Source organism: Achromobacter semiaridum, from assembly GCF_053543755.1.
On record NZ_JBLVOL010000043.1, the window covers coordinates 35,699 to 43,451 of the forward strand.

The 7,753-nt window shown below is 64.7% G+C and carries 7 protein-coding genes; 3 read left to right on the plus strand and 4 right to left on the minus strand.

Annotated elements, in window-relative coordinates:
* Positions 1-14: 14 nt before the first annotated feature.
* Complete coding sequence (gene purB, locus ACNPP0_RS13130) at positions 15-1,391, minus strand: adenylosuccinate lyase (protein ID WP_448706127.1); 1,377 nt, start codon at positions 1,389-1,391, stop codon at positions 15-17.
* A 161-nt stretch (positions 1,392-1,552) separates the two neighbouring features.
* Between purB and ACNPP0_RS13135 the strand changes: the two genes are divergently transcribed.
* Positions 1,553-2,164, plus strand: a complete 612-nt coding sequence (locus ACNPP0_RS13135; protein ID WP_104143238.1) for a glutathione S-transferase — start codon at positions 1,553-1,555, stop codon at positions 2,162-2,164.
* 76 nt (positions 2,165-2,240) lie between these two features.
* Here the strand turns inward: ACNPP0_RS13135 and ACNPP0_RS13140 are convergent, their stop codons facing one another.
* The 3 genes from ACNPP0_RS13140 to ACNPP0_RS13150 form a co-directional block, all read right to left on the minus strand.
* The gene (locus tag ACNPP0_RS13140) at positions 2,241-3,062 is read right to left on the minus strand and encodes a sulfite exporter TauE/SafE family protein (RefSeq protein ID WP_332610311.1); all 822 of its coding nucleotides are present in this window, start codon (positions 3,060-3,062) and stop codon (positions 2,241-2,243) included.
* A 105-nt stretch (positions 3,063-3,167) separates the two neighbouring features.
* The gene (gene mnmA, locus ACNPP0_RS13145; RefSeq protein WP_448706128.1) at positions 3,168-4,286 is read right to left on the minus strand and encodes a tRNA 2-thiouridine(34) synthase MnmA; all 1,119 of its coding nucleotides are present in this window, start codon (positions 4,284-4,286) and stop codon (positions 3,168-3,170) included.
* Between the two features lie 7 nt (positions 4,287-4,293).
* A complete protein-coding gene (locus ACNPP0_RS13150; RefSeq protein WP_332610314.1) occupies positions 4,294-5,232 on the minus strand; it encodes a LysR substrate-binding domain-containing protein in 939 nt (312 codons plus the stop codon).
* Between the two features lie 257 nt (positions 5,233-5,489).
* Here ACNPP0_RS13150 and ACNPP0_RS13155 point away from each other — a divergent pair, with 257 nt between their 5' ends.
* Positions 5,490-6,479: a Bug family tripartite tricarboxylate transporter substrate binding protein gene (locus tag ACNPP0_RS13155; RefSeq protein ID WP_448706129.1), complete on the plus strand. Its 990-nt coding sequence runs from the start codon at positions 5,490-5,492 to the stop codon at positions 6,477-6,479.
* A gap of 71 nt (positions 6,480-6,550) precedes the next feature.
* Positions 6,551-7,426, plus strand: coding sequence for an N-formylglutamate amidohydrolase (locus ACNPP0_RS13160; RefSeq protein ID WP_332610317.1), 876 nt, complete (start codon positions 6,551-6,553; stop codon positions 7,424-7,426).
* Positions 7,427-7,753 lie beyond the last annotated feature (327 nt).

Genomic DNA, 7,753 nt, shown 5'->3' on the forward strand with positions numbered 1-7,753 from the left:
GCGGGGCATGGCGACTATACCGCCCGGGCCAGCTCGGCGGCCAGTCCGATGTACGAACGGGGGGTCATGGCCAACAGGCGGGCCTTGGGTTCTTCCGGCAGCGCAAGGCCCTGGATGAATTCGCGCAGCGCTTCTTCGGTAATGCCCTTGCCGCGCGTCAATGCCTTGAGTTGTTCGTAAGGCTGCGGCAGGCCGTAGCGGCGCATCACCGTCTGCACCGGCTCGGCCAGCACTTCCCAGCAGGCATCGATGTCGGCGTCGATGGCGGCCGTGTTCACTTCCAGCTTGCCCAGGCCGCGCATGCAGGCGTCCCACGCCACCAGGCAATAGCCCAGGCCCACGCCCAGGTTGCGCAGTACGGTGGAGTCGGTCAGGTCGCGCTGCCAGCGCGAGATCGGCAGCTTGTCGGCCAGGTGGCGCAGCACGGCATTGGCCAGGCCCAGGTTGCCTTCGGAGTTTTCGAAGTCGATCGGGTTGACCTTGTGCGGCATGGTCGACGAACCGACCTCGCCTTCCTTCAGGCGCTGCTTGAAGTAGCCCAGCGCCACATAGCCCCAGACGTCGCGGTCCAGGTCCAGCACGATGATGTTGGCGCGCGTGATGGCGTCGAACAGGGCCGACATCCAGTCGTGCGGTTCGATCTGGATGGTGTGGCGGTTCTGGGTCAGGCCCAGGCCGGCCAGCACGCGCTGGCTGAAGGCGGGCCAATCGATTTCCGGATAGGCCGACAGGTGGGCGTTGTAGTTGCCGGTGGCGCCGTTCAACTTGGCCAGCGGTTCAACCGCTTCGACAGCGGCAATGGCGCGATTCAGGCGCGCGGCCACGTTGGCAAATTCCTTGCCCAGCGTGGTCGGGCTGGCCGGCTGACCGTGCGTGCGCGACAGCATCGGCTGATCGGCTTGCGCCACGGCCATGTCGTTCAGCTTGGCGGCCAGTTCGCGCAGGCGCGGCACCACCACCTGATCGCGGGCGCGCGACAGCATCAGCGCGTGCGAGGTGTTGTTGATGTCTTCCGAGGTGCAGGCGAAGTGGATGAATTCGGCGGCGCGGGCCAGCTCGGCGTCATCGGCCACTTTTTCCTTCAGCCAGTACTCAACGGCCTTCACGTCATGGTTGGTGACGCGTTCGATGTCCTTGATGCGGCCGGCATCGGCTTCGGAAAAATCCTGCACCAGCTGTTGCAGGCGCTGGCGGGCGGCCTGCGAAAAAGCGGGCAGCTCGGGCAGGCCGGCGTCGGACAAGGCGACCAGCCAGGCCACCTCGACTTCGACGCGATGCGCCATGAAGCCGGCTTCGGACAGCAGGCCGCGCAGCGCGTCGCCCCGGGAAGCGTAACGGCCATCCAATGGCGAAAGGGCATTAAGTTGGCTCAACTGGTCGGCGATTTGCATGGTCTGAAGAAGAAATGGCTACGGATGGGAAAACCCGGCGATTTTATCATCCAGGGGCGTGCAACATTGTGGCAAACTGGCGAAGATTCCGGCCAACGGACGGCGTGACCGTCATACGGCCTGCTATACTTCGGCCGCTTTTCGACTCCGCTTGTGACTCCATGAAACTGATCGGCTCGCTTACCAGTCCATACGTACGCAAAGTGCGTATCGTCATGGCCGAGAAAAAGCTGGACTACCGGCTTGAACTCGAAAACGTCTGGTCCGCCGACACGCAGATCCAAACGTACAACCCGCTGGGCAAGGTGCCCTGCCTGGTCATGGAAGATGGCGGCGCGCTGTTTGATTCGCGCGTCATCGTCGAGTACGTGGACACCTTGTCGCCCGTTGCCCGCCTGATTCCGCAGCAGGGGCGTGACCGTGCCGCCGTCAAGTGCTGGGAGGCCATCGCCGATGGCGTCCTGGACGCCTGTGTCGCCATCGTCAAGGAAAACCAGCGCCCGGAGGCCCAGCGCAGCCCGGAATGGATCGAACGCCAATACGGCAAGATCCACGCCAGCCTGGACGCCATGAACAAAAGCCTGGGTGATAACGCCCACTGCATGGGCATCAACTACAGCCTGGCCGACATCGCCGTCGGCTGCGCGCTGGGCTACCTGGACCTGCGCTTTGCCGCGCTGGACTGGCGCGCCAACCACCTGAACCTGGCGCGCCTGCACGACAAGCTGGCGCAGCGGCAGTCGTTTATCGACACCGCGCCCAAGACCGCCTGAGCGGCTTCCGCCTGCCCGTTTCACACGGGTGCTTGATGACCGGCCACCTTGTGTGGCCGGTTTGCATTGCGCGGCCTTATTGCGCCGCGAACGTCTGCCAGGCCTTGAACAGCATGTACGCCGCCAAGGCGAAAAGCAGGCACGCGAACACGCGCTTCAGGGTTTGCACCGGCAGGCGATGCGCCATCCGCGCGCCCAGCGGCGCGGTCAACACGCTGGTGCACACCAGCGCCAGCAAGGCGGGCCAGTAGATGTAGCCCAGCATGCCGGGGCGCGTGGCCCCTTCATTCAGGCCCGACACCACGTAACCCACGCTGTTGGCCAGCGCAATGGGAAAACCCAGCGCGGCCGACGTGGACACGGCGTTGTGCAAGGCCACGTTGCACCAGACCATGAACGGCACAGACAGGAATCCGCCGCCCGCGCCGACCAGCCCCGACAGGAACCCGATACCCGCCCCGGCCGCGCTGGTGCCCACCACCCCCGGCATCTGGCGAGCCGGCTTGGGCTTCTTGTTGCGCAGCATGCTCCAGCCCGAATAACCGACGAACAGCGCAAAGAACAGCGACAACCACAGCGTGTTCAGGGCCGCGAACACCGCTCCGCCCGATATCAGCCCGCCGATGATGATGCCCGGCGCCATGGCCCACACGATGTTCCATTTGATCGTGCCGCGCTGCTGGTGCGCCCGCACGCTGGAAATCGACGTGAACAGGATGGACGTCATCGACGTGGCGATGGCGGCGTGCACCACCAGATCGGGCGGCATGCCCTGCCACGAGAACAACATGGTCAACAGCGGCACCAGCAGCATCCCGCCGCCGATTCCCAGCAGCCCTGCCGCGAAGCCGGCTACCGCGCCCAGCAACAGCAGGCAAATCACCATCGAAACATCCACAACCTTCTCCTCTCGTTTTGAATTCTTGGGTTCATGAACAAGGCCCCGCGGGCGACGCGCCCACGGGGCCTTGCTTGATCGCACATGCACCGGTGCGGCGGTGCGCTACAGAATGATGCCACCGCCCAGGCAAACCTCGCCATCGTAAAGCACAGCCGACTGGCCCGGCGTGACGGCCCATTGCGGATCGGTGAAATCCAGCGCGAACGTATCGCCTTCAGCCCGGTCCAGACGGCAGGCCGCATCCGCCTGGCGGTAGCGCGTCTTGGCGCCGTAGCCGGCAAGCGCGGGAGGATGGCCTGCCACCCAACTGGCGTCCTGCGCCTGCAACTGGCCGGACAGCAGCCAGGGGTGATCATGCCCCTGCACCACGTACAGGATGTTGCGCTCCAGGTCCTTGCGCGCCACGTACCAGGCCTCGGCCGTGCCGTCCTCGCGCTGGCGCCCCTTCACGCCGCCCACGCCCAGGCCCTTGCGCTGGCCCAGCGTGTAGAACGACAGGCCCTCGTGGCGGCCCACCTGCTGGCCTTCCGGCGTCAGGATCGGGCCCGGCTCGGTCGGCAGGTAGCGGTTCAGGAATTCGCGAAACGGGCGCTCGCCGATAAAGCAGATACCGGTGGAATCCTTCTTGGCGGCGTTGTGCAGCCCGATCTCGTGCGCGATGCGGCGCACTTCGGTCTTGTGGATTTCGCCCAGCGGAAACAGCGTGCGCGACAGTTGCGCCTGGTTCAGCCGATGCAGGAAATAGCTTTGGTCCTTGGAGGCGTCCAGGGCCTTGAGCAATTGGAACTGCGTGCCGCCCCCGTCGGCCGGCACTTCGCGCACCCGGGCGTAGTGGCCCGTGGCGATGTGCTCGGCGCCCAGCGCCATGGCGTGGTCGAGAAATGCCTTGAACTTGATTTCGGCATTGCACAGCACGTCGGGATTGGGGGTGCGGCCGGCGGAATATTCGCGCAGGAATTCGGCGAACACGCGGTCCTTGTATTCGGCAGCGAAATTGACGAATTCAAAATCCACGCCCACCAGGTCCGCGACGCTGGCGGCGTCCAGCAAGTCCTGGCGGGTGGAACAGTATTCGGAATCGTCGTCGTCTTCCCAGTTCTTCATGAACAGGCCGACGACTTCATAGCCTTGTTGCTTCAGCAACCATGCGGTGACCGAAGAATCGACGCCGCCCGACATGCCCACGACAACGCGGCCTTTCTTGGTGGATATTTGACTCATGATGCGGCTATTTTAGTTCGGACGCGGCTTCGGGCGCGGGCGCGGCGTTGGGCTGCGGCTCGGCGGCCCGGGACACTTCCATCAGCCAGGCGCGAAACGCCTGCAAGGTGGGCAGGTTGGCCTTCTGCTCGGGGTAACACAGGTAATAGCCCATGCGTGCGCGGATCGGCAGCTTGATGGCAACGGCCAGCTTGCCGTCACGCAGTTCGTCTTCGATCAGGCAACGCGGGATCAGCGCCACGCCGAAACCGGCCGCGGCGGCCTGCGACAACAGCGCGTACTGGTCGAAGCGGGCGCCTTCCAGGCTGCGGCGGCTGTCGCAGCCGGCTTGCTCGAACCAATCGCGCCAGCCCTCCAGCGCCGACGTATGGTGCAGCAGCGGATACGCCAGCAGGGCCTCGGGCGATGGACAGCCGCCCGGAATCAGGCGCGGGCTGCACACGGGCACGATATCGCGGCCCACGATGTAGTCGGCGCCGCTGCCCGGCCAGATGCCTTCGCCGAATCGCACGGCGGCATCCAGTTCAGGCGTGGAAAAATCGTAGCCCTGCCGATGGGGCAAAAATTCAACGTGAATGTCGGGGCGCAAGCGCATAAAGGCCGTCAGGCGCGGGATCAACCAGCGCGCGCCGAACGTGGGCATACAGGTCAGGTTCAACGTGCCGCCCTGCCCTTGATGCGCAATCAACTCGACCGTGGCCGCTTCGATCTGGCCCAAACCCGCTTGAACCTTGGTCAGATAACTGCGGCCGGCCTCGGTCAGCACCAGGCCTTGCCTGATGCGCAGGAATAGTTCAACGCCTACGAACTCTTCCAGATGTTTCACCTGTTTACTGACCGCGCCCTGCGTGACGCACAATTCCTGCGCTGCCCGCGTAAAGCTGCTGTGCCGCGCGGCAACTTCAAATGCTTGAAGATCCGTTAAAGAGGGACAGAAACGTCGCATGATTCGCCCCCACGTCGCGTGGGGCTCCCGCCCCGGCGGGGCTTGATCGGGGGATGTTTCCCCGGCCTCGATCGCGTGTGCCGCCACCGGAAAAGTTACACAAAAGTAACGCCCGAATCGTGTCGACAAACGGGAGGCATGAAAAAAAGTCATAGCTTACGGAGAAACTTTCGTTTGCGCAAACGGCCCCGCCAGGAAAGAATCGTTGCGTTTGCGACTGCCTTTGCGCATTCGCTTTCCATTTATTAGGGGAATCCATGCAACGCCGTAACGTAGTACTGGGCCTGTGTGTCGCCGCCGCGACCCTGGCCATGCCGCTGACCTCGGGTATCGCGCACGCTGAAGACGCGTATCCCAGCAAGCCCATCCGCCTGATCGTTCCCTTCCCGCCCGGAGGCACCACCGACATCGTCGGCCGCCTGTTCGCGGACAAGCTGGGCAAGGAACTGGGCCAGACCGTCGTGGTGGAAAACCGCGGTGGCGCGGGCGGCTCGATCGGCAGCGCATTCGTTGCCAGCAGCGCACCGGACGGCTACGTCCTGGGCATCGCCACGGTTAGCACGCACGGCATCAACCCGGCCATCTACCCGAACCTGCCGTTCGATGGCGAGAAGGACTTCACGCCCATCTCGAACCTGGCCGCCGTGCCGAACATCATGACGATCAACCCCAAGGTTGACGCCAAGAACATCGCCGACTTCATCAAGCTGGCCAAGAGCCAGCCGGGCAAGCTGACGTACGCGTCCGCCGGCAACGGTTCGGTCTCGCACATGATGGGCGAACTGTTCAAGATGGCCTCGGGCACCGACCTGATGCACGTTCCGTACCGTGGCGTGGGCCCGGCGCTGAACGACGCGCTGGCCGGCCAGGTCGACGTCATGTATGACAACCTGCCGTCCACCCTGCCGCACGTGCAGTCCGGCCGCCTGATCGCCATGGCCGTTGCCTCGCCCAAGCGCGTGGCCAGCCTGCCCAACGTGCCCACGTTCGCCGAAGCCGGCCTGCCGGCCGTGAACGATGCGTCGTGGTTCGGCCTGGTCGCCCCGGCCAAGCTGCCGGAACCCATCCTGGCCAAGCTGAACGCCGCCGTGCAGAAGGTTAGCGCCGAAGCGGACGTGAAGTCGCGCCTGGAAGGCCTGGGTGCTGAGCCCGCCGCCAACAGCTCGGCCGACTTCGGCAAGCAGATCGCCGCTGAAATCGCCAAGAACAAGCGCATCGCCAAAGAAGCCAACGTGAAGATCGACTAAGCGATCTTCGGCCCGCGCCGCGCCGTCACGGGCAGCGCGGGCCTTTCGAATCACGAACGCAAGACCTCTATATGCGAATTACCCAACCCCTGTCTTACCGGCTCGACCTTCCGCAGCAATATCCGGATTCGGAATCCTCGGCCCCGCTTGTGCTGGACTCTCCGCACAGCGGCACCGCCTACCCTCCCGACTTCGCCGCCGCGGTGGACTTTGGCGCGCTGCGCACTGCCGAGGACACCTGGGTTGACGACCTGTGGGGCGACGCGCTGGACATGGGCGTGCCGATGGTTGCCGCCGCGTTTCCGCGTGCCTACATCGACGCCAATCGCGCGGCCGACGAAATCGATGAATTGCTGCTGGACCAAGCCTGGCCGGATGCCGTCAACGCATCGCCCAAGGTCAAGCTTGGCAAGGGCCTGATCTGGCGCATGCTGGATGACGGCACGCCGCTGTACAACCGCAAGCTGACGGTTGAGGAAGTGCGTCACCGCATCGACGCCTGCTGGACGCCGTACCACGCTGCCCTCGGCCAGGTGCTGGATTCGGCACACAAGAAGTTCGGCAAAGTCTGGCACATCAACTGCCACTCGATGCCCAGCGTGGCGGGCGCCTTCGCCACGGACCGCCCCGGTCTGGTTCACCCCGACTTCGTGTTGGGCGACCGCGACGGCAGCACCAGCGACCCGGCATTCCGCGAATTCATCGCGGCCTGGCTGCGCGAGCGTGGCTATAACGTCACGGTCAACGACCCGTACAAGGGCGTCGAACTGGTGCGCGCTTTCGGCCGCCCCCAGGAAGGCCGCCACAGCTTGCAGATCGAAATCAACCGCAAGCTGTACATGGACGAGGTGACGCTGCGCCCCACCGAAAACTATGGCCGCCTGAAGGCCGATCTGCGCGACCTGACCGCCGCGCTGATCAACTGGACTCGCGCGCAAACGGCCTGACGCCGGACGTTTACGCGCAAGTGCCGGCCAGCGGCGTGGTAAGACTGGCCGGAGCATGTGGGTTGCAAAACCCGGAGCCCCATGGTTCGCCATGGGGCTTTTTTTCGTCCGGCAAAAGCCGTAGCCCAAAGAACCCGGGCCGCCCCTAGGGGCGCAGCAAGCGAATGCAATGAGCGCAGCGTGGGGGCAACGGCCCACCGCCGGGCCGCCCCAAGGTGGGCCAGCCCCCTTGGGGGGCAGCAAGCGAATGCAATGAGCGCAGCGTGGGGGCAACATTAGCGTGTATAACTACGGCGAACCTTCTGAGGAGAGGCGTCGATGCACATC